This window comes from Mycobacterium sp. UM_Kg1 (genome assembly GCF_000972925.1).
Taxonomy (GTDB): Bacteria; Actinomycetota; Actinomycetes; order Mycobacteriales; family Mycobacteriaceae; genus Mycobacterium; species Mycobacterium hiberniae.
Map to the genome: position 1 here is coordinate 26,541 of NZ_JRMK01000002.1, position 23,484 is coordinate 50,024.

Genomic DNA, 23,484 nt, shown 5'->3' on the forward strand with positions numbered 1-23,484 from the left:
GACTGCATGGCAAATGCGCCCCATATTCCCAATGCCGACCTGGCCGTCGCGCGCTACGGCCAGGCCGGCCGCGACTGGATCGCCGGGACGCAGATCGCCGATCCGCCGGCCGATGCCGTGGTCGCTGATTTCGCGACGCTGCCGCGCGGAGCCGGGATGGCCATGCTGCGCACCGCACTGGAGCACGGCATCGATACCGTGCCGGAGGCGCCGGAGTCGCTGCGGGCATTGTTCGACGAGATCGACCACGAGCCGGACTGGCTCGACCACGACCGCCTGGACCGGGCGGCGGGGCACATCGTGCGCCACACCGCTTCCTACGGCATCGTCTTGGGTGCGGCCTCCTTGACCACCGGCGCGATGAACTCCGTCGCCGGCCTGCCGCTGGTTCTGACCGGCCGCTACACGAGCCAGGCGGCGGTGCGGTCGATCGAGGTGGGCGCCTGGCTGCAGACGATTCTCACCCCGGGCGGATTGCGGCGCTACGGCGCCGGGGTGGCCACCACGGTGCGGGTCAGGATGATTCACGCGTTCGTCCGGCGCCATCTGCTGACCGGGGCCGACTGGGACACCGCGACCTGGGGTGTGCCCATTCCGCAGAGCTATATGGCCGTCACCGTCGTCGAATTCGGCCGGATCGCGCTGGCGGCGATGCACCAACTGGGAATCCGCTACACGCCCGCCGAGCTCGACGACATCTACCACCTCTGGCGTTACGTCGGACGGCTCAACGGTGTTGCGGAGCCGTTGAATCCGGCCACCGAAGCCGATCAGATCCGGATCGCCGAACTGTACGCGCTGACCGCGGTGGCGCCCGACGACGGCGACCGCGACTTCGTGCGGGCGCTGACCCACGACTACCTCGCGCGCGAGATCGCCGAGCTGTTGCCGTTGCGCGGTGCGTGGAAACACGCCGTGGGCGTCAACGTCATCAACGGCATGATCCGGTTATTTCTCGGCGATGCCAACGCCACCCAACTGGGAGTGGCCGACACCCCGATGAAGTATCTGCCGCGCGTGGTCAGCCCGGTCGTCGCGGGGGCCAACCACATCCTGGCCCGCATTCCCGGCGTCAACGACATGCGGACCCGCCGTGCCCTGGCCAACTACCCGCGCCTGATGGACGAACAGCGGCAACGCTACGGAATACACCACGACCTGGTCGATGCCGCGCCCAACAGCGGCGACCATCCCGCGGCGGTGCGCTCGGCGTAGCGGCGAGCCGGCCGTGTTCACAACGCAAGTCCGGTGATTCAAACTCTGGCCAGCGCCACACCGCTGCGGCCATAGTGCTGGGGTGGCCGTACCCGACCTGGTTCTGTTGAGCTTCATCGGGGGTCTGGCAGTCGCACTGCTGACCGCGCCGGTCGGCGTGTCCGGCGCGGTGTTTCTGCTTCCGATCCAGATCAGCGTCCTGCAGATCCCCAGCCCCGCTGTCACCCCGACCAACCTGCTGTTCAACATCGTCGCGGCCCCCGGCGCGCTGGCCCGCTATCGCACGCAGGCGAGCCTGCACAGCGCCCTGACCGTATCGCTGCTCATCGGTACGCTGCCCGGCGTCGTCATCGGGGCCTGCGTCCGGGTGTTCCTGATTCCGGGCCCCGAGGTGTTCCGGATCATGGTGGCAGGTTTCCTCTTCCCGGTTGGACTTCGGCTTCTTCTCCGGCCGCGGCGCGTGCCGACGCCCGATTCGGCGCCACTGGCAGGCGGCCTGACCATCGGCATAGCGCTGATCGTCGGGGTCATCGGCGGCATCTACGGGATCGGTGGCGGATCGTTGCTGAGCCCCATCCTGGTCGGCCACGGTGTCGCAGTGGCGACGGTGGCCCCGGCCACGTTGGTGTGCACATTAATCACCTCGCTGGTCGGCGCGGCCACCTATGCGATCCTGGCGATCGTCACCACCGGGCTGCAGGTCGCGCCCCATTGGACCGCGGGACTGCTCGCCGGAGCCGGTGGGCTCGTCGGGGGCTATCTCGGCGCACGACTGCAGCCGCGGTTACCCGAAGCCGCACTACGAACCGTGCTGGGCACACTGGCCGTCGCGACCGCCGTTCTCTATGTGCTCGAGGCGCTTCGGTAGGAGCCGGCGGACGAGGGATCAGCGCGCGGCCAAGACGAAAACGCTACGATCACGGTCCCTGCGAAAGTGAAGGCTACTGCGAATGCGGCACAACCGATGACCCCGGCCACCTCCACCGTGCGAACCCTCATTCTGGTGGGCAGCCTGCGGTCTGGATCCCTCAATCGCGCACTGGCCCAGACAGCCATCGATCACGTGCCTGCACGCGTCGAGCCGATCCTGTTCGACCGCCTGGGCGAGTTGCCGCACTACAACGAGGACCTCGACACCGCGACAGGCGATCCCGTGGTGCAGGCACTTCGTGCCGAGGCGGACACCAGCGACGCCTTGCTCGTAGTCACGCCGGAATACAACGGCGGCCTGCCCGGAGTACTCAAGAATGCGATCGACTGGCTCTCGCGCCCGTATGGCAACAGCGCACTGAAGGGCAAGCCGGCAGCGGTGATCGGCTCGGCACTGGGCAGGTACGGGGGCCAATGGGCACACGCCGATGCCCGCAAGTCGCTCGCGATCGCCGGCGCGCAGGTGCCCGAGGATATCGAATTGTCCATTCCGGCCAAGGATCTCAATGGGCTGCCGCCCGCCGAATCGCCCGACGTCGTCGCGTCGCTGCGCGGAGTCTGGGCGCGGTTGATCGAGCACCTCTAGGACGGGTCCGGCTGCCGCTGTCCGCGGCGACGCCGTCGGGGGAGATCGCGGACTTCGGCTCGTCGGGATCTCAAACCTCGGCAAAGCCCATCGGCGACCCTATAGTGCCCCCTGACCGGTATGTGGTTCTGGAGGGATTGGTAGGGCATGACTGCTGAACTCGGCTGGGCAGAGGTCCGCACAGCTCCGGTTCTTGGGCAGGCCTGGCACCCGGGAACATTCGAATCCAGTGATCCAGACAGAGCCCACAGCCATCCGAGCGAGTTCGTGGGTCCGCACACGATGGATCTGCCGGAGGGAACCTACGGCTGCCATGCCCGTCAGCAGGCCACCTCGATGCCGGGCGTGCAAGTCCACCGGATGGCCTACGGCGGGACGACAGTTGACCTGCGCCCCGAGCCCAACACCGAGCACATCGTGGTCATCCACACCCTGCAAGGCCGGATCGGCGTGAGTTCTGGAGACGTCGGGATCGTCGCAGGACCACACCTTCCCGTCGTCCTCGACGTGGGCAAGCGCTATCGCACGCGCTGGAGCCGGAACAGCGTGGCCTGCAAGGTCGTTGTCGACCGGGCGCTGGCTCGCAGGATTGCCGCAGAGGCCCGCGGCCTGTCCCCGGAGCACGTCTCGCTGGACTTCTCCCTGCAAACCCTCCCCGCGAGCCCTGCGGTCGCCACCTGGAGCCGAATGGTGGACATTCTGGCCGAGCAGGCCGCGCCGTCCAGACCTGACCAAACACCGTCGCTCACCGGCGTTCACCTTGCCAAGGCGACCGTATCGGCACTGCTCGACACCTTCCCGAACGCGGTACGCGTCACCAGCGACCGGTGGACGCCAGGGGATTGCGCGCCGGCGGTGGCCCGAGCCATCAGCTACATCGACGAGCATGCCGGTAGTCCGCTCACCGTGCGCGAGATCGCACAGTCGGTGGGCCTGAGCTCGCGTGCGTTGCAGGCGGCGTTCCGCCGGCAACGCAACGTCACGCCGATGGAGTATGCCCGTCAGGTCCGACTTCGGCGGGCCTACGAGGATCTGGCCGTCGCTGACGCCGAGCGGACGACCGTTGCCGCCGTCGCCGCCCGCTGGGGCTACCACAACCCCGGCCGGTTCGCCGCGGACTTCCGCGCCCAGTTCGGCAGATATCCCAAAGAGGTTCTTGCCCACTGACGCGCGGTGCCGGCGGTCAGGTGTCTGCCGCCGGCACCACGCGCCACCGAGTTACCCCGCCGGCGCCTCAGGGCGACGGCAGCCCGTGGGTACGAGCGCTGAGCGCTTCGTCCACGCCGAATCGCTGAATCAAGAAGGCGGAGAACTTCGGGTGCTGCTGTAGCTCAGCGACCAACGGCCCCGACAGATAGGCATCAGCGGCGGCATCGTCGCGGAAGATGTAGAAGCCGCCGCTGCCGCCGTGGGTCTCGAGCCAGGTCTTGCCCAGCAAGCCGTCGACGTCGGTGAGCGCGCCAGCGAACTCGACAGCAATCGCAGCCAGTTCCGCCGGCTCGGCAGCACTGGCGAAGGTGACCAGAATCGCGGTTGCCATGCTTAACAGATCTCCACATCCAGGGCGGAGAAGAACGTCGACAGGGCGTCGGTTCCCTTCTGCCGGAACGGATGATCAACGGTGTGTGCGGTCTGCAAATACTCACCCCCGGTCTTGGCGATGTAGTCGTCCGGCACCTGCTTGGCCTCGGGGGAGAGGCTGTCAAGATCGGGGACGAGATGGAGCCGCGGCGCCATAGGTTCTCCTTCTGCGATCAGGCCTTGCCGCTGTCAGTCAAACGCGGACTTCCGGGCGGCGACAGCCGTCAAGCGCACGGTGGCTGTCCACTTTGCGCACGTGTGCGCGGTGACAGCGGCGGGAGAACCCGGCAAGGGGTAGCGCTGTCCGTTTCGGCGTGGGGAGTACTCGGCTTGAGCCGATGACCTGCCGCTCGCGACAGCCGCGCCTTCGGCGCAGTCGCGTTCTCGTCTCAGCTGACCGGCATCCGCCGCGAGCGGCCGAGCGAGGCGCGAACGGGCATTCCCCCGCTGGGGGTTACATGCCCAGTTTCAGGCCGGCTCCCGCGTCGACGAACAGTTGCTGGCCCGTCACGAAGCGTGATTCATCGGATGCCAGGTAGACGATGGCGTGGGATACGTCCTCGGGTTCCACCCAGGGTGTGGGCATCGCCTGTAGGAGAGGAAACACAATCTGGGCGTCGTCCCTGGTCGGCTCAGGCAGATCAGGCCGGAACACCCGGTACATCGGCAGGTTGTGCAGCATGTCGGTGTTGACATTCGTCGGGTGGACCGCATTGACACGGATCCCGTGCGGCGCCATGGTGAGCGCAAGGGCCTTGGTGTAATCGCGAATCATCTTCTTTGCCATACCGTAGCCCGCACCACCTGGCCCCTGTGGGCCACCGCCATTGACCAGATCCTTCTGATCGATGAGTCCGGCGATGGAACCTGTGGCGATCACCGAACCACCCGGCCCCAGGTGATCGAAGCTGACGTGGATGGTGTTGACGACCCCGACGAAGTCGACGTCGAACGCGTCGATGAAGCCGCGAAACGGGATGTGGTTGCCCTGCGGGCATATTCCCGCATTGGCAACGACGACATGCAAACCGCCAAGTTCGGCCACGGCCTCGTCCAGGCGGGCTTTGAGTGAAAAGCGATCACGCACATCGACGACCGCCGATATGGCCCGCTGTCCTGACTTTTCGACCAGATTGACCGTCTCTTCGAGATCTTCGGGAGTGGCCAACGGGTACTCGTTCGACTCGATGTCGGCACAGATATCGATCGCGATGATATCGGCACCTTCGTCTGCCAGATGGACCGCGTGGCTACGACCCTGCCCCCGCGCTGCGCCGGTGACGAGGGCAACCTTGCCCTTGAGACGGTTCATCGTTGACTCCCATCGGATCACTGACGGCGTGTTTTAGACCAGTGGATAATAGAACACTGACTGTTACTCTGTCATGCATAGCGGGTGAGGGGATCCCCGGCCCCGTGCACCCATTACAGTGGGCGCTGAGTAGCCGGCGTTTTGGTCTGGCATCGAGAACGTTGGGAGCTCAGCTTCACGTGACCGATTACCTCGCATCCCGCTCACACCTCGAAGCACACTCCGAGCTGGCGTTGGCTAAGGCTCGCTACTGCCGCCTCCTGGACACCAAGGATTGGGCGGCGCTGACTGACCTGTTGGCCGAGGACGTCACGGTCGATCTCGACGGCGGCAACCCGGAATCAACACCGCTGTGCGGCCGCGACACTGTGGTGGAGGCTGTCCGGGCGGCGGTGGCACAGGCGATCACCGTGCACCAAGTGCATGCCCCGGAATTTGACGTGGCCGGCGACAGCGCGCACGTCATCTGGGCGGTTCAAGAACGCGTGGTCTGGGAGAACGGAACATCCCTGACCGCCTACGGGCATTATCACGACCGCTGGGTTCGGCGCGACGGTAGGTGGCTGCTTGCGGAGATGAAGCTCATCCACTTACTCATGGACTTTGGTTGACCACTGCGGGTGGAGCGCGGTGGCCCTACCCCGGGGATGCGCCACCGCCGCCCTTGGACTTACGTCACATGCTCACAGGCGCATCGGAGCAGCCGACGACTTGAGTGTTACGTGCTCGAGCCCCACCGTCGAGTTGTCGAGTGCGCCCGCGAAAATTGTCGCCAAGGTGTCGGCCACCTCGTCGGGGGTCATGTGCGTCGATGGGACCAACCCACGCGATATCCATTCGCCCGCAACGGCTCCGAGCAGTTCTGGGTCGAAGTCGGAGATAAAGTCGGTGGGCACCGTCGCGCCGACCTCCACGCAGCTGAACCGATAGCCGGGATGCTCCAGCCGCCATGCCGTCATAGTGCGTTCCGTAGCGGCCTTGCTGGCCGAATAGGCCCCCAGTGCGCGATGCGGATTGCGGACCGAATCTGATGACAGCACGGCCACCACGGCCGATGGCGCCAGCACGGGCAGATGCGCGCGGATGACCTGATGGACACCGATCACATTGGTTGTCAGGACCTTGATCCAGTCGGCACTATCGACCTCGGAGAATAACTTCAGCGGCGCATATCCTGCGGTGATCAACAACAGATCGACGTTCCCGAGCGTGTCCGCAGCGACGCGGCCGATGCGGGCGCAGTCTTCGGGAATGCAGATGTCGGCACGAACGGAGGTCAGCTCCGGGCCGTCGGCGGGGAGTTCGCGGCGTGCGGCCACCACCAGCCGCGCCCCCTGTGTTGCCGCCCTGCTGACAAACGACTTGCCTATGCCGGCAGAACCCCCGACGACAACGATCCGTCTGCCCGCCAGCGAACTCGTGCTCACCGCGCACCTTCAGTCATCGACTGGTTCCCACGATCAGGGCAGGACTTCCCGCTGCCTCGGATGCGGCGGGCAGGTGCGTCCAGCACCGCGTCTGCGGTGGCGGCCACCCGCCGGCCCTCGACTGATATCGGCCTACTACGCCACGCCGCCGCCATAGCTCTCCTATGCCCTCGTGCGGCCGCTCACCCGGCCCGCATCGCACCGTCCCTACAGGACAATAGATCAACACATGTTCTGTTGACTACTACCGGTGCGCGATGTCAGCGGAGTCCGTTGACGGCGAACTTCTCCACGTATTTGCGCACTGTCGCGGGCTTGGCCATGTCGAAGGTCTGCGCCTCGTTAACGGTGGAGAAGGAGTAGATGATTCGGGCGAGCCATTCACTGGCCGCGGTCACGTCTACCGATGCGCCGACTTCGCCCCGCTTCTGAGCCTCGCGAACATAGGGCACCAGAAACTCGGTTGAGCGTCGTACCGCACTGTCGCCGTCGGAAATCATGTGGCGCATGAGTTCAGCGTCATCGGCCATGAGTCGGTTGCGAGTGCGGTGGTCCAGCAGTATGCGTGCGTGGGTCTCGGCCATCGCACCCAACTGCTCGGCAAGCGTGGACTTCTTGGCCATCGCGGCGGCAACCAGCCGATAGAATTTCTGCGCACCGAATTCGATCGCCGCCTCGATCAGGACATTACGGTCCTCGAAGTAGCGGTACACCGTGCCGCGTGAGACATTGGCCATCCGAGCCACGTCTTGGACGCTGGTGCGTTGAATTCCCAGCTGCGTGAAGCACTGGTTGACCGCTTCGAGAATCTGGTTGCGACGGTCCAGGTCCGCACTGTCGTCGACTGCGGCCGATACGGGCTGGCTTGCCATCAGCACTCCTTGCCTCCGAAAGCAGTATCGGCGGACTCAGCGCCCTCCGTAAGGGCTCAATACTACGCGACAAAGCCTGTCCTGCTGTCCCGGACCCACCGCCGATCGACGCTCACCGGCCACGCAACCAGGCCACCTTGCGCGCCGGGGCGTCCACCCGGCCGGCCAGCAGCGCAGAGCTCACGTGAGTCCGATGATGTCGGCCAGCCGCCGCCGATGAAAGTCGGCGTCGCCAAAGAGCATCGACGAGCACTGCGCGCGCTTGAAGTGTAGGTGCGCCGCATGCTCCCAGGTGAACCCGATACCGCCGTGCATCTGGATGTTGGACGCGGCCGCGCGCAGGTACACCTCCGAGCAGTGGGCCTTCGCCAAGGCCGCGGCAGCGCCGAAGGATTCCGGGAAGGCGTCGATTGCCGCCGCCGCGTACTGGGCCACACCGCGGGCGCCTGCTATCGCCAGCATCAGATCGGCGCACTTGTGCCGGATCGCCTGGAAGGAACCGATCGGCCGGCCGAACTGGCGCCGCACCTTGACATAACCGACGGCCTGATCGAGACAGCGCTGCGCACCGCCGACCTGCTCCAATGCCAGCATTGTGACCGACTGGCACAGTGCCAGATCGAGCCCCGCGCCGATCGCCTCTTCACCACCGACCAAGGTCGCCGGTGCACCGGCCAACGTGATCACAGCTTGACGGCGCGTCGGGTCCAGACTCGACTGGGTCCGGCGTTGCAGAACCGAGGTGTCGTCCACGGCGAACAGCGCGGGCCCACGGTCGGTTCGAGCGACAACCAGCAGCAGATCAGCGATCGCGCCGTCGAGCACGAAGTGCTTCGTGCCGTGCAACCTCCACCCTGCGGCAACCCGTTCGGCACGGGTCTGCACGGTCTCGATGTTCCAGCGACCCGGCCATTCGGTCAACGCCAGGGCGGCGATGGTGCGCCCACTTGCCAACTCAGGTAAGAACCGCTGCTTGGCCGCCTCGTCGGCACAGTTCAGCAGCACGTTCGTCGCCAGCACCGCCGACCCGAAGAACGGCCCCGGCAGCAGCGCTGCACCGGTTTCCTCCACCACGATGCCGAGTTCGGTGAAGCCGAAACCCTCCCCGCCGTATTCCTCCGGGATTGCCAGACCCTGAAGCTGCAGCTGCTCGGCCATCGCCTGCCACAACGCCGGGTCGTAGCCGAGCTCAGTTTCCATGACACGGCGCACCTGGTCCTCGGGGGAGTACTGGCCCAGGAAGGCGCGCACCGCGCTCCGGAACTCCTCGTGCTGATCATTGGCACTGAACGCTGTGGACACGGTTGATGGGTCGGTCATGTCATCGGCTCCCGTGGTCTCGTTCCCGGTGACCGCATCTCATGCCAACACCTTCGCTTCGAGCATCTTGGCCAAGGCGACCTTGTCGATTTTATCGGTTGTGGTGTACGGCAACTGGTCAACGTCGGGCAGCAGCACCCACCTCTTCGGAACCTTGTAGGCCGCCAGGTGCTGCCGGCACTCGGCGGTCAACTGGTCGGCCGTCAGATCCGAACCGGTGTCGAGCACCACGACCGCGCACACCAGAGCACCCTTTTCAGGGTCGGGGAGCCCGACCACATAAGCGACGCGCACTCCCTCGATCCGCCCCAGCAGCGCCTCGACCTCGGCCGGCGCGACATTGGCTCCCGAGGTCTTGATCATGTCGTCGACGCGGCCGGTGAAATACAGGTGGCCGTCGTCGTCCTGGTAGCCGGCGTCCTTGGTGTGATACCAACCGTCGGCGTCGAACACCTCCTGGCGACTGCGACCGACGATGCCGCGCATCATCGCCCAGCCCCGCACGCAGATTTCGCCGACGGTGCCATGGGGAACCTCGCGGCCGGTGTCGTCGACGATCTTGTGTTCATACCCGGGACCCGAAACCCCGAGAGAGCCCCGCTTGGATTCCGGTACCTGCTCATGCGGCGGCCACCAGGTGTGCGAACTGCATGTCTCTGTCATTCCGAGCTGACGCACCCGAAGCGAGGGGTCGGCAGCCCGCCGTCGGGGCGGCAGCAGCATCTGCTGGTAGCCCTCGCGGAGCGCGGACAGATCGGCGCGGGCGAAGTCTGGATGATTCGACAGCGCGGGGCCGATGTGATCGAAGCCCGTGGTGTAGGTGGCGCGCTCGGACTGCAGCAGACGAAGCACATCTCCGGCGTCGAAGCGGTGTTCGGTGAGGATGGTCAACCCGAGCTGCATGGGGCCGAGAAGCCCGAACACCAAGCCGCCGACCCAGAAGAAGGCCATGGGCACATAGACCCGGTCAGACGACGTCCACCCATGTTGGCCGGCGATGAACGCCGAGTGCGTGATCGCGGTGCCGTGGGTGTGAATCACGCCTTTGGGATGTGCGGTGCTGCCCGAGGTATAGATCACCATCAGGTCGTCGGTCTCGCGCACCGTCGCTTCGCACTGGGTCAGCAGCTTGCGGTACTCGGGTTGCGCCGATACCTGGCGCGGCGAGAAGTAGATCACATTGCGCAGGTGGGGGAGCCGAGCACAACGCAGACCGTCGGTTGCCGATGTCCCGGTGACGGCCTCCAGCCGGGCGCGAATGTCTTTGCCCAACAGTGATTCGACCGCGACCACCGTATGTATGTCGGAATCGCGCAGCAGCCATTCCAGTTCGCCGGCCTGAAAGAACGTGTTGAGCGGTACGGCCACTGCGCCGATCCGGGTGGCCGCCAGGAATCCGACGGCGAAATCGGGACCATTAGGTGCCAGAATTCCTACCCGATTGCCTTTGACAACACCGCAACTCAGCAGTCGGGCGGCCAGGTCCGCCGAGCGTGTGTCGGCATCGCCATAGCTGATCCGTTCGTCGTTGCCGGTGCTGTCTGAGGCCACGACGAAGTCATTGCCACCGTGCTGCTCGCACACCGCACGCAGCATCTCCGGTAGCACCGGCCGGTAGGGCAGTGGGGCGTAGCGGAAGACGCGCCCCGGACTCACTGGGCCGTCCTCACTCAATGGTCCAGCGTGGTTCACGCTTCTCCGCGAAGGCGACCATTCCCTCGCGGTAATCCGGATGCGTCATCTGGTGGTGCAGGACGTACCGGTAGGCGACGTCGTTGGCGGCGTGTAGCCCGACATCCAGCGAGGCCCACATGGCCTTGATCGAGGCTTGCGTAGTAGCGGGCGAGAGCGCCGTGATCGCCATCGCGACCTCTCGTGCTCGCTGTTGCAGTCGGTCAGCGGGAACGACTTCGTTGATCAACCCGATTTCGTAACCGCGCTGGGCGGTTATCCGGCCGTCCTTGGTCATCAAGGCCAGTTGCATCACCATCGAGATCGGCATGCGCCGAAGCAGCACCGCCGGCTCAAGTGCGAACACGTTGCCGACTTTGAGGTGGGTGTCGATCAACTCGGCGTGCTCGGCCGCGATGATCAGGTCGGCGTCGGCAACCTGGTGAAGTCCGCCCCCGACCACCATTCCGTTGAGAGCGCAGATAACCGGCTTCCACACGTTGTGGTGTAGGCGTGAACCGGGCACCTTGTTTCGGATGCCATTGGCAGCGGTCGCCCGGATGTCCTGGCCCACGCAGAAGGCGCGGTCGCCGGCGCCGGTGATGATGGCGACCCTGATCTCGGGGTCATCGCGAACCTGACCCCATGCCCACCCCAGTTCGGTACGAGCCAGATCGTCGGTCGCGTTCAACCGATCAGGCCGATTGATGGTGATGGTGGCTATGTGTTCGCTGACGTCGAAGAGAATTCGCTCCAGTTTCACCGGACCCCTGCCCACTAGCGCCAATGGCTAAACAAATTATCACAGTGTGTTCATCTGTGTCGTCACTGAGGTCATGGTATCCATTGGCCTCCGGAGACTGAGATCAGCTGGCCGGTGATGTGCTTGGCCGATTCGGAACACAGGAACACCACCGCCGCCGCGATATCGTCGGGCTCGCCGATGGCCCCAGTGATCGTCGACTCGCGCATGGCGTTCAACTCCGAATCCGTCTTGCGGGACAGCAGCCACGGAGTGGCCGTGGTGCCCACGACAATGGTGTTGACGCGCACGCCGTGCGGGCCCAGCTGCACCGCCATCAGCCGGCTCAGACCCTCGACCCCCGACTTGGCCGCGGCGTAGGCGGGCGGCCCCGTTCGAACGCCGTGGGCAGACACCGAGCTGATGTTCACGATCGCGCCGCGGCCAGCCGCGACCATCTGCCGGGCGGCCACCTGGCCCATGATGAACGTTCCGGTCAGATTCACCGCCACAATGCGATCCCAATCATCGTCACTCTGATCGAGGAAGGTGGCAGGCAGCGTCATCCCGGCGTTGTTCACCAGGACACGTATCGGTCCGTGTGTCTCGGCAAGGGCGGCCAGTTCCCTCTCGACGGCGGGCCGGTCGGTGATCGAAATCGGCAAGGGGATCACCGATCCACTGCGTGCGGCCTCGCCGTCGGCAATCCGCGCCATCGCCTTTGCGTTGACATCAACGACGGCAACCCGGTATCCCGCACCGACGAGCGCATCGACGATCGCCTCGCCGATGCCGCGCGCGCCGCCGGTGACGACGGCCAGCGCAGCGTTATCCGTCCCCGCAGTCATGCTCCTCCTTGACCAGGCGTTCGATCCGGTTGATCGACGGCCGCAGCAGTGCCACTGCCTGTGCCACGGTGTCGATCAGGTCGAGGTGGCCCGCACTGGCCACCCAGGTGTCTATCGCAGTCCGGTTCGCGGCGTTGATCGCGCTGGCCGCCAGACGGGGGAGCATGTCCGAGGACTCGTCGGCTCCCAGCCGGGCCGCAACCTCGTGGGTCATCTGGTCGATCCAGTCATCGTTGAGCCGCAGCAGCGTGGCTCGCAGACCGGGACTACCCGCGTACATTCTGGCCCGAATCAGAAAGAAGTCCGGTTCGGCGCTGATGGTCTGGGCCACCGCGGCCGACGCCTCTGCCAGCGCGCCCCACAACGACGTCGAGCGGGAAGAGCGAAATCGTTGCGCCGCCTCCTCGAGGCGCTCGGCGTACCCGTCGAAGAGCAGGTCCTCTTTTGCGGCGAAATGATGGAAGAACGTCCGGCTGGCCACGCCTGCGGCAGCAGAGATCTGCTCGACGGTGGTCGATTCGTAGCCGTTGGTTTCGAACAGTCGGATGGCGCAGGCAACCAGCGCTTGCCGGTTCCGCTCTCCCCGTGCGCGCCGAAGGTCCACCGGCGTCACCGTCGAAGGGTCGCCACGCCCGACGACAACGTCACGTTGGGTCCCTGGCTTGCGCGAAACCGCAGATCTGCGCCGTCCCGCCATATCTCGGTACGCAGCCCTTGGCCGAGCAGCACCGGCTTGGCGAATCGGCAGCTGATCGACCGCAGAGCGTCCGGCTCGCCCTGGCCGGCCGCGTTGATAACGGCACGGGCCGCGAAACCCAGGGTGCACAGGCCATGCAGAAAGACGTCGTCGAACCCCGCCCGGTTTGCGGCTGCCGGATCGATGTGCAGTGGGTTTCGATCACCGCTGAGTCGGTAAAGCGCCGCCTGCTCCGGGCGAATCTCGTCGTCAACAGTGAAGTCGGGGACTCCGGTTGGTTCGTCGGCCGGGGACGGTCCTCGCTCGCCGCCGAATCCGCCGGCGCCGAGAACCATGGTCTGCCCGACGGCGACGAACAGTTCGCCGTCGGCATCCTCTCCGCGGGTTGTCACTTCGATGGCGGCGTGCTTGCCCTTGTCCCACGCGGCCGTGACTTCGCCGCTGACGTTCACCTCGCCGCGGGGCCGCAGTGGGCGCCTCAGGGTCAGTGACTGGCCCCCGTGCACGATCGGCGATTCCCCCAGATCGAGCATCGGGCGCAAGTCCTTGACGGCCCACCAGTTGGCCAGCAATGCGAACGTGGGCAGGACGGTGAGCCCGCCGTGCTCGTTGAGCATGCTGAGTTCTCCCGGCGGCCGGGCGCCGACGCCGAGGGCGTACAGGATCGCGTCGGTCTCAGTCCAGGCGAATGTCGTCGCCTTCAGCGGCGTGCCTACCAACGCGGCGGAAACGGACACCGGGCCCTCCCTTGACATAGAACGGATTGACGCCAACTGTTCAATCGTGCAGTATTGTCGCAGTAACTGCAACTAGTTTCGGGGAGATCGCGATATGAAGTTCGGTGTCTTCATCCTCGGCGACAAGCCCAACCACCTCAGCGAGCAAGAGGTCTTGGCCAATGTGCTGGAGGAGGCGCGCTGGGCCGAGGAGCTGGGATACGACCAGGTGTGGCTCGCCGAACATCACTTCTCGCCCTACGGCATCCTGGCGGATCTGCCGTTGGTCGCTGCCGCGATCGCCGCGCAGACCGAGCGCATCCGGATCGGCACCGCCTGCATGGTGGCGCCGTTCCACAATCCCGTTCGCCTCGCCGAACGCATTGCCATGGTCGACGTACTTTCAGGTGGCCGTTTCGATGCGGGCTTCGGGCGCGGCTACCAGGCGCACGAGTTCAAAGGCTTCGGGATTCCCATGGATGAGGCGACCGCGCGCTACACCGAGGCCGTGGAGATCGTGAATCAGCTGCTGACACAGGAGAGTGTCAGCTACGAGGGAAAGCACTTCCAGATTCAGGACGTCACGGTCTATCCCCGCCCCGTTCAGGATCCGGTGCCGGTCTGGGGAACGGTGATGAAGACCCCGTCGAGCTTCGAGTGGCTTGCCGACAAGGGATTCGGTGCCATCATCGGAAATCCCTACACTGTCGATCCGGACCTCCAAGGCGCGCTCGACATCTATCTCGAGACCCAGGCGAAGAAAGGTCTCGCCGCCGCCACCGACAAGGTCTGGGCCCTGCTGAATGCCTTCTGCCACAGCGACGACCAGTTCGCGCGTTCCTATCCTCGCGAGAGCGTGGAGTTGTCCATCGAACGTCACCGCGCGTATTCAAGCCCCTTCGAGCGCGGCGGAGAGATCCCAGCCGATTACAAGGCTTACTCGGACTGGTTCGAAAAACACGACAAGCAGAGCTACGAGCAGGTCCTCAACTCGCACCTGACGCTCATGGGTGATCCCGATCGCATCATCGACAAGATGCGCACGGTGATCGACATGGGTTGGCGCAACATCATGCTGCGCATGTCGCGCGGCGGTGCCATGGATCGTTCCAAGGTCTACGATTCGATGAAACTCTTCGCCCAAGAGGTGATTCCGGCGGCGACCGAGCTCGCGGCAGCGCCGGCTTGAGTAACGAGCTCAACGACCGGCTGCGCACCGTACTGTCGCTCGATCCAGCGCAACCCGCGATCGAGTATCGGGGCGAGTGGACCGATTGGGCTGCTGTGAACACAGTGGCCACCGGTGTTCAGGAGCTGCTCAACACCGGCGGACTGGGTTCCGGATCCCCGGTCGGTCTGGTGCTTCGCAACCATCCGGCCCTGGTCGGGGCGCTCATCGGAGTACTGCTGTCGGGTGCGACAGTGGTGACCCTCAATGCGTCCCAGGGCGATGCCGGCCTGAGCGCCGAGATTGCCGAACTGGCGCCGGCAGCCGTGATTGCGCTCGACACCGACTGGCAACGACCCGGACTCGCGGACTTCGACGGCGCGTTGGTCCTCAGCGTTTCGCTGCAGCCGGCCGCGGTCACCGTCCGCCGACGTCCTGAGACCGGGGTTCCGGCTGCGTTCCGTGCAGAGCTGGAAGGTGTGGCGGTTCAGATGCTGACCAGCGGGACAACCGGCCCTCCTAAGCGGATTCCCCTGTCCTACGAGGCGTTCAGCCGTACTGTTGCCGCCGCGGAGGCGCACTACTCCGGCGCCGCGGCCGGTACGCCGCGGCTGCGGTCGGGGGTGGCCATCGTCAGTTCGCCGCTGGTCCACATGTCCGGACTGTTCCGGACGCTGCTCAACGTGTGCCAGGGGCGCAAGATCGCGTTACTTGAGCGGTTCGGGGTGCCGGAGTTCGTCGAGCTGGTGTGTCGGCACCGGCCGCGAGCTGTCAGCCTGGTGCCCTCGGCCCTGGTGATGATTCTCGACGCGCAGGTCGACCGAGAGGTCTTCGACAGCGTCGAAGTGGTCACCTCGGGCACCGCGCACCTACCGGTCGCCGTGCAGGAGGCCTTCGAGGAGCGTTACGACGTGGCCGTGCTGCCGTCTTACGGCGCAACGGAGTTCGCCGGCGGGGTCGCAGGCTGGAACCTCGCGCTGCACCGCCGGTGGGCACTGGCCAAACGCGGCAGTGTCGGCAGACCGCAGCGCGGACGCGAGGTCCGCATTGCGGCGCTCGACGGTGACACCGAAGTCTCCCCGGGGACCCAGGGACGCATCGAGGTGCGTACCGGCGGCGGGGACTGGGTGGCCACCACCGATCTCGGTCGCTTGGACTCCGACGGCTTCCTCTATGTGGACGGCAGAACCGACGACGTCATCGTTCGGGGCGGCTTCAAAGTCGCGCCCGCCGTGGTGGTCGCTGCGCTGCGCAGCCACCCGGCCGTCCGCGACGCCGGGGTCACGGGTGTGCCCGACGAACGCCTCGGCTCGGTTCCGGTTGCGGCCGTGGAACTCGCCAGCGGCGCCAGCGCCGGACCGGATGAACTGCTGAACTTCCTCAGAGACCGGCTGACCCGCTACGAGGTGCCCGCCGCGTTGATCGTCGTGGATGCGCTGCCGCGGACCGCGTCGCTGAAGGTCAGCCAACCGAGATTGCGCGAACTGTTCGACAAGGAGGTCCCTGCGTGACGGCGATCAGAGGATCGGCGGCAGTCGTCGGGGTTGCCGACGACGTCTCCCCGAGCGGGATCATCGACGTGCCGCTGCGCGAGTTGGAGGCCCGGGTGATCCGGGCGGCCCTGGCCGATGCCGGTCTCACGCTGAGCGACGTCGACGGGTTGTGCACCTGCACGGGCGGCTCCCTGATGCATTCGGTCGAACTGGCCGAGTACTTGGGAATCGCCCCGCGGTTCACCGATGCGACGCAGACCGGCGGGGCCAGTTATGGGCTCTACGTCGAGCACGCCGCAGCTGCGATCGCCGCGGGAATGGCCGAGACAGTCGTGATCGTGTATGCGTCCACGCCGCGTGCCGCGCGCAAGCGAGGGGAGAAGGGGCTGGGTGTGTTCGCGACGCCGGAGCGTCTCGAATGGGAGACCCCGTACGGCGTGATGCCCCCGATCAGCGCCTACGCCCTGGCCGCTAACCGGCACATGGCCCAGTTCGGCACCACTGCCGAACAGCTCGCACAGATCGCCGTCGACACCAGAGCGTGGGCTGCGCGCAACCCCCGCGCACACCTGCGGGACCCGATCAGCGTGAATGACGTGCTGGAGTCCGGATACCTCGCCGAGCCGGTGCACAAACTGGAGTGCTGCCTGGTAACCGACGGCGCCGCAGCCATCGTGGTGACCAGCGCAGAACGTGCCCGGTCGCTGGCCCGGCCGCCGGTCTACGTACTCGGCGCGGCCTCGGCTGCCTCGCACGCGATGATCTCGCAGATGCCCGACCTCACGGTCACTCCGGGCGCCCGCTCCGGCCCCGCGGCCTTCGCCGCCGCGGGCATCACCCCCGGTGACGTCGATGTCGTGCAGTTGTACGACTCCTTCACCATCACCGTTCTACTCGCCTTGGAGGATCTCGGCTTCTGCGCCAAGGGCGAGGGCGGTCCGTTCTGCGGTACCGGTGTGTTGGCCCCCGGGGGTGCGCTGCCGGGCCAGACGACGGGCGGCGGACTCGCCTACACGCACCCCGGAGCGTTCGGAGCGTTCCTTCTCGTCGAGGCGGCGCGTCAGCTTCGCGGCGAATGCCAGGAACGGCAGGTGGCCGGCGCCGAGGTCGCGTTGGCCCACGGCACCGGAGGCGTGCTGTCGGCGACCTCGACGGTGATTCTCGGGACGGAGGCAACGCTATGACCGACACCCCAGCTGCGATTCCCGTGCCCGAGCCATCCGCCGTCAGCGGCCCCTTCTGGGATGGCACGCGCCGGCGCGAATTACACATACAGCGATGCGACTCCTGCTCCCGGCTGGTCTGGTATCCGCGATTCGCCTGTTCGCACTGCGGAGGCGACCAACTGACCTGGGAGCGGGTCTCGGGTAACGGCACGGTTTACGCGGTCAGTGTGCACCATCGGCCCGCTCTGCCGGCATTGGCCGATCGGGTGCCGTACTCGGTGGTGTTGGTGGATCTGGACGAAGGCGCACGCATCATGTCCAACGTCTTCGGTGCGCCGCCGGCCGTCGGTGCTGCGGTCAGGGTTGCGTGGTCGCCCCTGCCGGACGGTCGGAATCTGCCGACCTTCGAGCTCATATGAACGATTCCGAGGAGCTGTATCGGCGGCGGGAAGCGCTGGTGCTGCGGCACGTCGCAGCAGAGAACGACCGTGATCTCGAGGCGATCATGGCCACGTTCACCCATGCGCGCTACGAGATCATACCGACGGGGGAGGTCTTCGACGGCGAGAGCGCGGTACGCGCGATGATCGAGCAGCAGTGGGCCGAGCTGCCCCGCATGCGCTACGCCCCCGAGGCGCTGTTTCACTCCGAAGCCGGGTTGGTCGTCGAAACGCGAACAACCTGCCCTGGAAGCTCGTTCAATATGTTGAGCGTCAACCTATTCGGGTTCATCGGTGACGGACTCGTGCTGGAGCGCTGCTATTTCGACCGGCTGCTGTTCGCCGACGAGCTGGAGAAGGTTCCGAAGCAGCACGACTGAACAGGTGTCGTTCTATTGTAGAGTTCTGTGTCGGACCGTCGAGGAGTAGGGATGTCAGCCCAAGTGGACGCCGCCTTGTCGTTGCAGACCGGTGATCGAGCGCTGGCACTGTACCGCTTGATGAGCAAAATCCATCACGGCGACAAGCGCGTTCGCAAGGCGCTGTCCTCCGGCGAGGCGACCATGAGCTACTGGCCGGTGGACGGCCAGGAGGCCATGTCGGCCGGCGCGATGCTCGCACTGGCCGACGGCGACCAGGTCGTCACGACCTACCGCGGTCTGGGCGACGCCCTTGCCAAGGGGATCGATCTGCCCGGCTACTTCGCCGAGATCCTCGGCCGCCGCGACGGGCTGTCCAAAGGCAAAGCAGGCGCCATGGGCATCTACGACCCCGATCACGGCATCGCGTGGACCACCGGCATCGTCGGCGCCGGACCGTTGATAGCCAACGGGATTGCGCTGGCGGCACTGCGGCGGCAGACCGGCCAGGTGGTGCTGGTCAGCTTCGGTGACGGCGCCACGAGCATCGGGTTCGTTCACGAAGCCATGAACCTGGCATCCCTGTGGTCCTTACCGGTGATCTTTTTCTGTCAGAACAACTCCTGGGCCGAAGCCACCTCGTTCGACCGCTACACGCGCACCGAGCGACTTTCTGATCGCGCACCGGCCTACGGTATGCCGGGTGTCACGGTCGACGGGACAGATCCCCAAGCGGTGTACGGCGCGGTCAGCGCGGCAGTCGACCGCGCCCGCAGCAACCTGGGACCCTCGTTCATCGAGGCGGTGGCTTACCGGTTGCAGGGGCACTACTTCGGCGACACGATGGGATACGCCGACCAAGACGAGCTTGCCGCCAAGCGAGCCGACCCGCCGTTCGCGCGGTATCGCCGGCGGTTGATCGACGACGGCACCGCGACCGCCGCGGAACTGGATGCCATCGACGCCGAGACCGCCGCGGAGGTGAATTCGGCGTTCACTGCCGCGGTGGCCTCGACGCCGCCGGATGTCTCCGAGCTCACCCAAGACGTCTTCGCCGACGGCGGCTGCGAGTTGGCCAGTCCGGGGCCGGTTGCGGTTGCTCCGCCGGGGGCGCAGACCGAGGAGATGGGCTTGGTCGCGGCCATCAATCGCACCCTCGACCGTGCCATGGCGGCCGACGAGTCGATCGTTCTGCTCGGCGAAGACATCGGCGACCGGTCTGGCGGCGGAATGTTCAAGGTCACCGCCGGCCTGTCCGCCAAGTACGGGGAACACCGCGTCCTGGACACCCCCATCGCGGAGTCGGCGATCATCGGGACAGCCATCGGCGCCGCTCTGGCAGGGCTGCGGCCCGTCGCCGAACTGATGTTCATGGACTTTCTCGGCGTCGCAATGGACCAGATCGCCAACCACGCCGCCAAGGTCCGCTATCTGTCGGGAGGCCGCCACGGCGCACCGATGGTGATCCGGACAATGGTGGGAGCCTCCGCGGGCCCGCAGCATTCGCAGGCCTTCGAAGCATGGGCCATGCACACGCCGGGCTTGAAGGTCGTGTGGCCCAGCACCGCCGCCGACGCGGCGGGCCTGCTCAGGGCCTGTCTGGATGACGACGACCCGTGTCTGTTCGTGGAATCGATGAAGCTGTACTACGGCGGGGGGAAGGGACCGGTTCCGGTCGACGACTACGTCATTCCGCTCGGGCAGGCCGACGTCAAGCGGGCCGGATCCGACGTCACCGTCGTGGCCTACGGCGTCATGGTCCACGCCGCCCTGGAGGCCGCCGGCCAGCTCGCAGCCGAAGGGATCTCCGTTGAGGTGGTCGACCTTCGCACCCTCGTTCCCCTGGATCTGGACACCGTTCTGGCATCGGTGGGCAAGACGACCCGCCTCGTCGTCACCCACGAGTCAGTCGGTTTCTGCGGTCCGGGCGCCGAGATCGCCGCGGCCGTCGGTACGGAGTTGTTCGGAGTGCTCTCGGCACCCATCCAGCGGGTCGCCGGTACCTACACGCCCGTGCCCCGGGCCGCCAGCCTCGAAGCGGCCTGTCGGCCCGGAGCGGCGCAGATCATCGACGCCGTCAGGAGGATCGTGTGACCGAGGTGCGACTACCGAAGCCCGGCGACGCCATCACCGAGGCCGAGATCACCGAACTGCATGTCCCAGAGGGCGCCCAGGTCACCGAAGGCGATCCGCTGTACACCATCGCCACCGACAAGGTGGAGATGGACATCGAATCTCCGGTGTCGGGAACGGTCTCCTGGTCGGTGCAGCGGGGGCAGACCTACGAAGTCGGCGTGCTGGTCGCCGTCATCTCATGACCGCCCTACCGGCCGTGGTCGACCTGCAGGCCCCGGAGCTCTCCGCCCGGATCGACGGCGACACCCTGACTGTGACCATTGATCGTCCGGAGAAGCGCAACGCCTTGACGGCGGACGGCTACCACGGCATCAAGCGGGCGGCGATGATCGTGGCTGACGAACCCACGCTCCAGTTTCTGGTGCTGACGGGCGCCGGTGACGTGTTCTGTGCGGGCGGCGACATGAACTCGGTCGGTAACCCTGATCGGCGCTGGGATTCGTTCACCGACGCCTACGACGCGACCCCGTTCGAGACGCTCGGCAAGATACCGAAACTCGTCGTGTGCGCCGTCAATGGGACGGCGCTCGGCGGCGGCCTGGTCATGACGCTGTACGCGGACTTGGTGATCGCCTCCGACCGGGCGCGGCTGCGCGTACCTGATCTGACGCGGGGAGTCTATGAGGCGTTCATCGCCGCACGCATTCCCCAGCGGATTGGAACCCTGCGGGCGAATCACCTGGTGTACGGCAACGATTGGATCGATGCCGCAGAGGCCGAGCGATTGGGTCTGGTCGGGAAGGTGGTCCCGCATGAGACTCTGGCCGCCGAAACGGCCGCGCTGCTTGAGCGGGTGCGCAATACCGGTCCGGCCGCGCGCGCGGCGATGAAACGGGAGATGGCTCGCACGCTGCCTGCGGTCGACGTGTCCGGTTACTGGGCCTCGATGGGCACGGCTGAGCAGATCGAGGCGTTCACCGCATTCCTGCAGAAGCGGCCACCGAACTGGCCGGCGACGGTTGACCGGGATGCGTTTGTGGCGACTCGCCGGCCGGACTGGGCCGGATCCGATGCGGAAGGGGACGTAATTCCTTGATCAGAACGCGATTCACTGAGGTGTTCGGGGTCGCTGCGCCGATAGTTCAGGGCGGCATGCAGTGGGTCGGGCGGGCGGAGTTGGCCGCGGCGGTGTCGGAAGCGGGCGGCCTCGGTTTGATCACGGCGTTGACCCAGCCCACGCCGGCCGCACTGGCAAACGAGATCGCGCGGGCCCGAGACTTGACCGACAAGCCGTTCGGGGTGAACCTCACCATCCTGCCGACCATCAACCCACCGCCCTATGAGGAGTACCGACAGGTCATCGTCGACGCAGGAATCAAGATCGTCGAGACTGCCGGCTCCAATCCAGCCCCGCACCTGCCGATTTTCCATGACAACGGCATCAAGGTGCTGCACAAATGCACCTCGGTGCGGCACGCGGCCAAGGCCCAGGATCTTGGCGTTGACGGCATCAGCATCGACGGATTCGAGTGCGCCGGGCACCCCGGAGAGGACGACGTACCCGGTTTGGTGTTGATTCCAGCCGCTGCCCGGGTGATCGACATCCCGATGATCGCGTCCGGCGGCTTCGCTGATGGGCGTGGCCTGGCCGCCGCACTTGCCCTGGGTGCCGACGGTATCAACATGGGGTCGCGCTTCATGTGCACCGTCGAGTCGCCGATTCATCCCAACGTCAAGGATGCGATCGTCGCCGGTAACGAGTTGGGAACCGAATTGATCTTCCGCACACTGCGCAACACCGGCCGCGTGGCCAGCAATACCATTTCGCGCGAGGTGGTGAAGATTCTCGACGACGGTGGGCAGTTCGAAGACATCGCCCACCTGGTTTCCGGGCAGCGCGGAGCACAGGTCTACCAGACCGGCGATCTGGAGGCCGGGATCTGGTGGATCGGAACCGTGATGGGATTGATTGACGACATACCCACGGCTGGCGAGCTGGTAGCGCGCATCGTGGCCGAGGCAGAGCAGATCATCGGTGGCCGATTGGCTGGAGCAATCCGATGACCGAGCTGCCGCGGGGGACCGCCGAACTGACCGGGTGCGACGAACTTCTCGTCGCCAACGACGGCCCGGTGCGGATCGTCACGTTGAACAATCCCGCGAGCGCCAACGCCGTGAACAATCGGATGCACGGCGCATTCGCTCGACTGTGGACCGCGCTCGGTGAGGACGCCGACGCTCGTGCGGTGCTGCTCACCGGCACAGGTGATTTCTTCTCGGCCGGCGGCGACCTCGTCGAATGGCTCACCACCCATGTCGAGAACCCGGTGACCCGGCGGGAAGGCATGCGAGATGCGCGCCGCATCGTCCGCGACATGGTCGACTTCCCGCTTCCGATCATCGCGTCGGTGAACGGTCCCGCCGTCGGATTCGGCTGCAGTATCGCCGTTTTATGCGACCTGGTCCTGATGTCGGATCGGGCCTACTTTGCCGACACGCATGTCGCCAGCGGCTTAGTCGCCGGTGATGGTGGATCTGTGCTGTGGCCGCTGTTCATGAGCTTGCTCAAAGCCAAGGAATACCTCCTGCTGGGCGAGCGCATCGGTGCCGAGAAGGCGGTCGAATTGGGGCTCGCCAACAGAGTCGTCCCGCATGCCGACATCAAGTCAGAGGGACTCGCCCTGGCGCATCGCCTGGCCGCACTGCCCCCGCGTGCGGTTCAGGACACCAAACGCACGCTCAACCTGCACGCCGAGCGTGCGGTAACCGCCATCCTCGACTACGGGATCTCGGCAGAGACCGAGTGCTTCACCACCGCCGAACATCGCGCCGCGATCGACAAGTTCCTCAACCGGTAGCCGCGGC

The 23,484-nt window shown here is 66.0% G+C and carries 26 protein-coding genes and 1 pseudogene; 16 read left to right on the plus strand and 11 right to left on the minus strand.

Going from position 1 to position 23,484, the window contains the following annotated elements; translation table 11 throughout:
• The first annotated feature begins 6 nt into the window (after positions 1 to 6).
• The 4 genes from LI92_RS00545 (at position 7) to LI92_RS21775 (ending at position 3,898) form a co-directional block, all read left to right on the plus strand.
• Positions 7 to 1,215 carry an oxygenase MpaB family protein gene (locus tag LI92_RS00545; protein ID WP_046314921.1) on the plus strand — a complete coding sequence of 403 codons (1,209 nt, stop codon included), beginning with the start codon at positions 7 to 9 and terminating at the stop codon, positions 1,213 to 1,215.
• Positions 1,216 to 1,297: 82 nt separating this feature from the next.
• Entirely contained in the window at positions 1,298 to 2,083 is a 786-nt protein-coding gene (locus LI92_RS00550) for a TSUP family transporter (protein WP_204368881.1), read from the plus strand.
• 96 nt (positions 2,084 to 2,179) lie between these two features.
• Positions 2,180 to 2,731 carry an NAD(P)H-dependent oxidoreductase gene (locus LI92_RS00555; RefSeq protein WP_046314922.1) on the plus strand — a complete coding sequence of 184 codons (552 nt, stop codon included), beginning with the start codon at positions 2,180 to 2,182 and terminating at the stop codon, positions 2,729 to 2,731.
• Positions 2,732 to 2,878: 147 nt separating this feature from the next.
• On the plus strand, positions 2,879 to 3,898 hold the full coding sequence (locus tag LI92_RS21775) for an AraC family transcriptional regulator (protein WP_082109472.1): 1,020 nt from the start codon (positions 2,879 to 2,881) through the stop codon (positions 3,896 to 3,898).
• A 67-nt stretch (positions 3,899 to 3,965) separates the two neighbouring features.
• Here the strand turns inward: LI92_RS21775 and LI92_RS00565 are convergent, their stop codons facing one another.
• From LI92_RS00565 to LI92_RS00575, 3 genes are all read right to left on the minus strand, one after another.
• A complete protein-coding gene (locus LI92_RS00565; protein ID WP_046314923.1) occupies positions 3,966 to 4,271 on the minus strand; it encodes a YdhR family protein in 306 nt (101 codons plus the stop codon).
• A gap of 2 nt (positions 4,272 to 4,273) precedes the next feature.
• The gene (locus tag LI92_RS00570; RefSeq protein WP_046314924.1) at positions 4,274 to 4,468 is read right to left on the minus strand and encodes a hypothetical protein; all 195 of its coding nucleotides are present in this window, start codon (positions 4,466 to 4,468) and stop codon (positions 4,274 to 4,276) included.
• Between the two features lie 298 nt (positions 4,469 to 4,766).
• Complete coding sequence (locus LI92_RS00575) at positions 4,767 to 5,624, minus strand: mycofactocin-coupled SDR family oxidoreductase (RefSeq protein ID WP_046314925.1); 858 nt, start codon at positions 5,622 to 5,624, stop codon at positions 4,767 to 4,769.
• 179 nt (positions 5,625 to 5,803) lie between these two features.
• On the opposite strand from LI92_RS00575, the gene LI92_RS00580 reads away from it, so the two are divergent.
• A complete protein-coding gene (locus LI92_RS00580) occupies positions 5,804 to 6,235 on the plus strand; it encodes a nuclear transport factor 2 family protein (RefSeq protein ID WP_046314926.1) in 432 nt (143 codons plus the stop codon).
• A 72-nt stretch (positions 6,236 to 6,307) separates the two neighbouring features.
• Here the strand turns inward: LI92_RS00580 and LI92_RS00585 are convergent, their stop codons facing one another.
• The 8 genes from LI92_RS00585 to LI92_RS00620 all read right to left on the minus strand — a co-directional run bounded on the left by LI92_RS00585 (position 6,308) and on the right by LI92_RS00620 (position 13,938).
• Positions 6,308 to 7,051, minus strand: coding sequence for an SDR family NAD(P)-dependent oxidoreductase (locus tag LI92_RS00585; protein ID WP_046314927.1), 744 nt, complete (start codon positions 7,049 to 7,051; stop codon positions 6,308 to 6,310).
• Between the two features lie 260 nt (positions 7,052 to 7,311).
• Positions 7,312 to 7,923 carry a TetR/AcrR family transcriptional regulator gene (locus LI92_RS00590; RefSeq protein WP_046314976.1) on the minus strand — a complete coding sequence of 204 codons (612 nt, stop codon included), beginning with the start codon at positions 7,921 to 7,923 and terminating at the stop codon, positions 7,312 to 7,314.
• Positions 7,924 to 8,103: 180 nt separating this feature from the next.
• On the minus strand, positions 8,104 to 9,243 hold the full coding sequence (locus LI92_RS00595) for an acyl-CoA dehydrogenase family protein (protein ID WP_046314928.1): 1,140 nt from the start codon (positions 9,241 to 9,243) through the stop codon (positions 8,104 to 8,106).
• Positions 9,244 to 9,282: 39 nt separating this feature from the next.
• Positions 9,283 to 10,899: a class I adenylate-forming enzyme family protein gene (locus LI92_RS00600; RefSeq protein ID WP_286134759.1), complete on the minus strand. Its 1,617-nt coding sequence runs from the start codon at positions 10,897 to 10,899 to the stop codon at positions 9,283 to 9,285.
• A 10-nt stretch (positions 10,900 to 10,909) separates the two neighbouring features.
• Entirely contained in the window at positions 10,910 to 11,677 is a 768-nt protein-coding gene (locus LI92_RS00605; RefSeq protein WP_046314929.1) for an enoyl-CoA hydratase-related protein, read from the minus strand.
• A gap of 71 nt (positions 11,678 to 11,748) precedes the next feature.
• Positions 11,749 to 12,504, minus strand: a complete 756-nt coding sequence (locus LI92_RS00610) for an SDR family NAD(P)-dependent oxidoreductase (RefSeq protein WP_046314930.1) — start codon at positions 12,502 to 12,504, stop codon at positions 11,749 to 11,751.
• Entirely contained in the window at positions 12,485 to 13,117 is a 633-nt protein-coding gene (locus LI92_RS00615) for a TetR/AcrR family transcriptional regulator (RefSeq protein ID WP_286134760.1), read from the minus strand. The genes LI92_RS00610 and LI92_RS00615 overlap by 20 nt, the downstream gene beginning before the upstream one ends.
• The gene (locus tag LI92_RS00620; protein WP_052740663.1) at positions 13,114 to 13,938 is read right to left on the minus strand and encodes a MaoC/PaaZ C-terminal domain-containing protein; all 825 of its coding nucleotides are present in this window, start codon (positions 13,936 to 13,938) and stop codon (positions 13,114 to 13,116) included. The genes LI92_RS00615 and LI92_RS00620 overlap by 4 nt, the downstream gene beginning before the upstream one ends.
• Before the next feature lie 94 nt (positions 13,939 to 14,032).
• On the opposite strand from LI92_RS00620, the gene LI92_RS00625 reads away from it, so the two are divergent.
• The 11 genes and pseudogenes from LI92_RS00625 (at position 14,033) to LI92_RS00670 (ending at position 23,477) form a co-directional block, all read left to right on the plus strand.
• Positions 14,033 to 15,106, plus strand: a complete 1,074-nt coding sequence (locus LI92_RS00625) for an LLM class flavin-dependent oxidoreductase (protein WP_046314932.1) — start codon at positions 14,033 to 14,035, stop codon at positions 15,104 to 15,106.
• Entirely contained in the window at positions 15,103 to 16,596 is a 1,494-nt protein-coding gene (locus LI92_RS00630) for a class I adenylate-forming enzyme family protein (RefSeq protein WP_046314933.1), read from the plus strand. The genes LI92_RS00625 and LI92_RS00630 overlap by 4 nt, the downstream gene beginning before the upstream one ends.
• Positions 16,593 to 17,762 carry an acetyl-CoA acetyltransferase gene (locus LI92_RS00635; RefSeq protein ID WP_152665287.1) on the plus strand — a complete coding sequence of 390 codons (1,170 nt, stop codon included), beginning with the start codon at positions 16,593 to 16,595 and terminating at the stop codon, positions 17,760 to 17,762. The genes LI92_RS00630 and LI92_RS00635 overlap by 4 nt, the downstream gene beginning before the upstream one ends.
• Positions 17,759 to 18,163 carry a Zn-ribbon domain-containing OB-fold protein gene (locus tag LI92_RS00640; RefSeq protein ID WP_046314935.1) on the plus strand — a complete coding sequence of 135 codons (405 nt, stop codon included), beginning with the start codon at positions 17,759 to 17,761 and terminating at the stop codon, positions 18,161 to 18,163. The genes LI92_RS00635 and LI92_RS00640 overlap by 4 nt, the downstream gene beginning before the upstream one ends.
• A complete protein-coding gene (locus LI92_RS00645) occupies positions 18,160 to 18,564 on the plus strand; it encodes a nuclear transport factor 2 family protein (protein WP_046314936.1) in 405 nt (134 codons plus the stop codon). The genes LI92_RS00640 and LI92_RS00645 overlap by 4 nt, the downstream gene beginning before the upstream one ends.
• Before the next feature lie 183 nt (positions 18,565 to 18,747).
• Positions 18,748 to 19,554, plus strand: a pseudogene (locus tag LI92_RS24575) (thiamine pyrophosphate-dependent dehydrogenase E1 component subunit alpha); the annotation flags it as partial.
• 114 nt (positions 19,555 to 19,668) lie between these two features.
• Positions 19,669 to 20,637 carry an alpha-ketoacid dehydrogenase subunit beta gene (locus LI92_RS24580; RefSeq protein WP_502691377.1) on the plus strand — a complete coding sequence of 323 codons (969 nt, stop codon included), beginning with the start codon at positions 19,669 to 19,671 and terminating at the stop codon, positions 20,635 to 20,637.
• Positions 20,634 to 20,861 carry a biotin/lipoyl-containing protein gene (locus tag LI92_RS00655; RefSeq protein WP_046314938.1) on the plus strand — a complete coding sequence of 76 codons (228 nt, stop codon included), beginning with the start codon at positions 20,634 to 20,636 and terminating at the stop codon, positions 20,859 to 20,861. The genes LI92_RS24580 and LI92_RS00655 overlap by 4 nt, the downstream gene beginning before the upstream one ends.
• Before the next feature lie 14 nt (positions 20,862 to 20,875).
• A complete protein-coding gene (locus tag LI92_RS00660) occupies positions 20,876 to 21,715 on the plus strand; it encodes an enoyl-CoA hydratase/isomerase family protein (RefSeq protein ID WP_286134762.1) in 840 nt (279 codons plus the stop codon).
• Entirely contained in the window at positions 21,712 to 22,683 is a 972-nt protein-coding gene (locus tag LI92_RS00665) for an NAD(P)H-dependent flavin oxidoreductase (protein ID WP_046314939.1), read from the plus strand. The genes LI92_RS00660 and LI92_RS00665 overlap by 4 nt, the downstream gene beginning before the upstream one ends.
• Positions 22,680 to 23,477: an enoyl-CoA hydratase/isomerase family protein gene (locus tag LI92_RS00670; protein WP_046314940.1), complete on the plus strand. Its 798-nt coding sequence runs from the start codon at positions 22,680 to 22,682 to the stop codon at positions 23,475 to 23,477. Before LI92_RS00665 ends, LI92_RS00670 begins: the two co-directional genes overlap by 4 nt.
• Positions 23,478 to 23,484 lie beyond the last annotated feature (7 nt).

Coding starts and splice junctions, on each gene's coding strand:
- LI92_RS00545 (WP_046314921.1), top strand. CDS start 7: ATGGCAAATGCGCCCCATATTCCCAATGCCGACCTGGCCGTCGCGCGC.
- LI92_RS00555 (WP_046314922.1), top strand. CDS start 2,180: ATGACCCCGGCCACCTCCACCGTGCGAACCCTCATTCTGGTGGGCAGC.
- LI92_RS21775 (WP_082109472.1), top strand. CDS start 2,879: ATGACTGCTGAACTCGGCTGGGCAGAGGTCCGCACAGCTCCGGTTCTT.
- LI92_RS00565 (WP_046314923.1), bottom strand. CDS start 4,271: ATGGCAACCGCGATTCTGGTCACCTTCGCCAGTGCTGCCGAGCCGGCG.
- LI92_RS00570 (WP_046314924.1), bottom strand. CDS start 4,468: ATGGCGCCGCGGCTCCATCTCGTCCCCGATCTTGACAGCCTCTCCCCC.
- LI92_RS00575 (WP_046314925.1), bottom strand. CDS start 5,624: ATGAACCGTCTCAAGGGCAAGGTTGCCCTCGTCACCGGCGCAGCGCGG.
- LI92_RS00590 (WP_046314976.1), bottom strand. CDS start 7,923: ATGGCAAGCCAGCCCGTATCGGCCGCAGTCGACGACAGTGCGGACCTG.
- LI92_RS00595 (WP_046314928.1), bottom strand. CDS start 9,243: ATGACCGACCCATCAACCGTGTCCACAGCGTTCAGTGCCAATGATCAG.
- LI92_RS00610 (WP_046314930.1), bottom strand. CDS start 12,504: ATGACTGCGGGGACGGATAACGCTGCGCTGGCCGTCGTCACCGGCGGC.
- LI92_RS00625 (WP_046314932.1), top strand. CDS start 14,033: ATGAAGTTCGGTGTCTTCATCCTCGGCGACAAGCCCAACCACCTCAGC.
- LI92_RS00640 (WP_046314935.1), top strand. CDS start 17,759: ATGACCGACACCCCAGCTGCGATTCCCGTGCCCGAGCCATCCGCCGTC.
- LI92_RS00645 (WP_046314936.1), top strand. CDS start 18,160: ATGAACGATTCCGAGGAGCTGTATCGGCGGCGGGAAGCGCTGGTGCTG.
- LI92_RS24580 (WP_502691377.1), top strand. CDS start 19,669: ATGGGCTTGGTCGCGGCCATCAATCGCACCCTCGACCGTGCCATGGCG.
- LI92_RS00670 (WP_046314940.1), top strand. CDS start 22,680: ATGACCGAGCTGCCGCGGGGGACCGCCGAACTGACCGGGTGCGACGAA.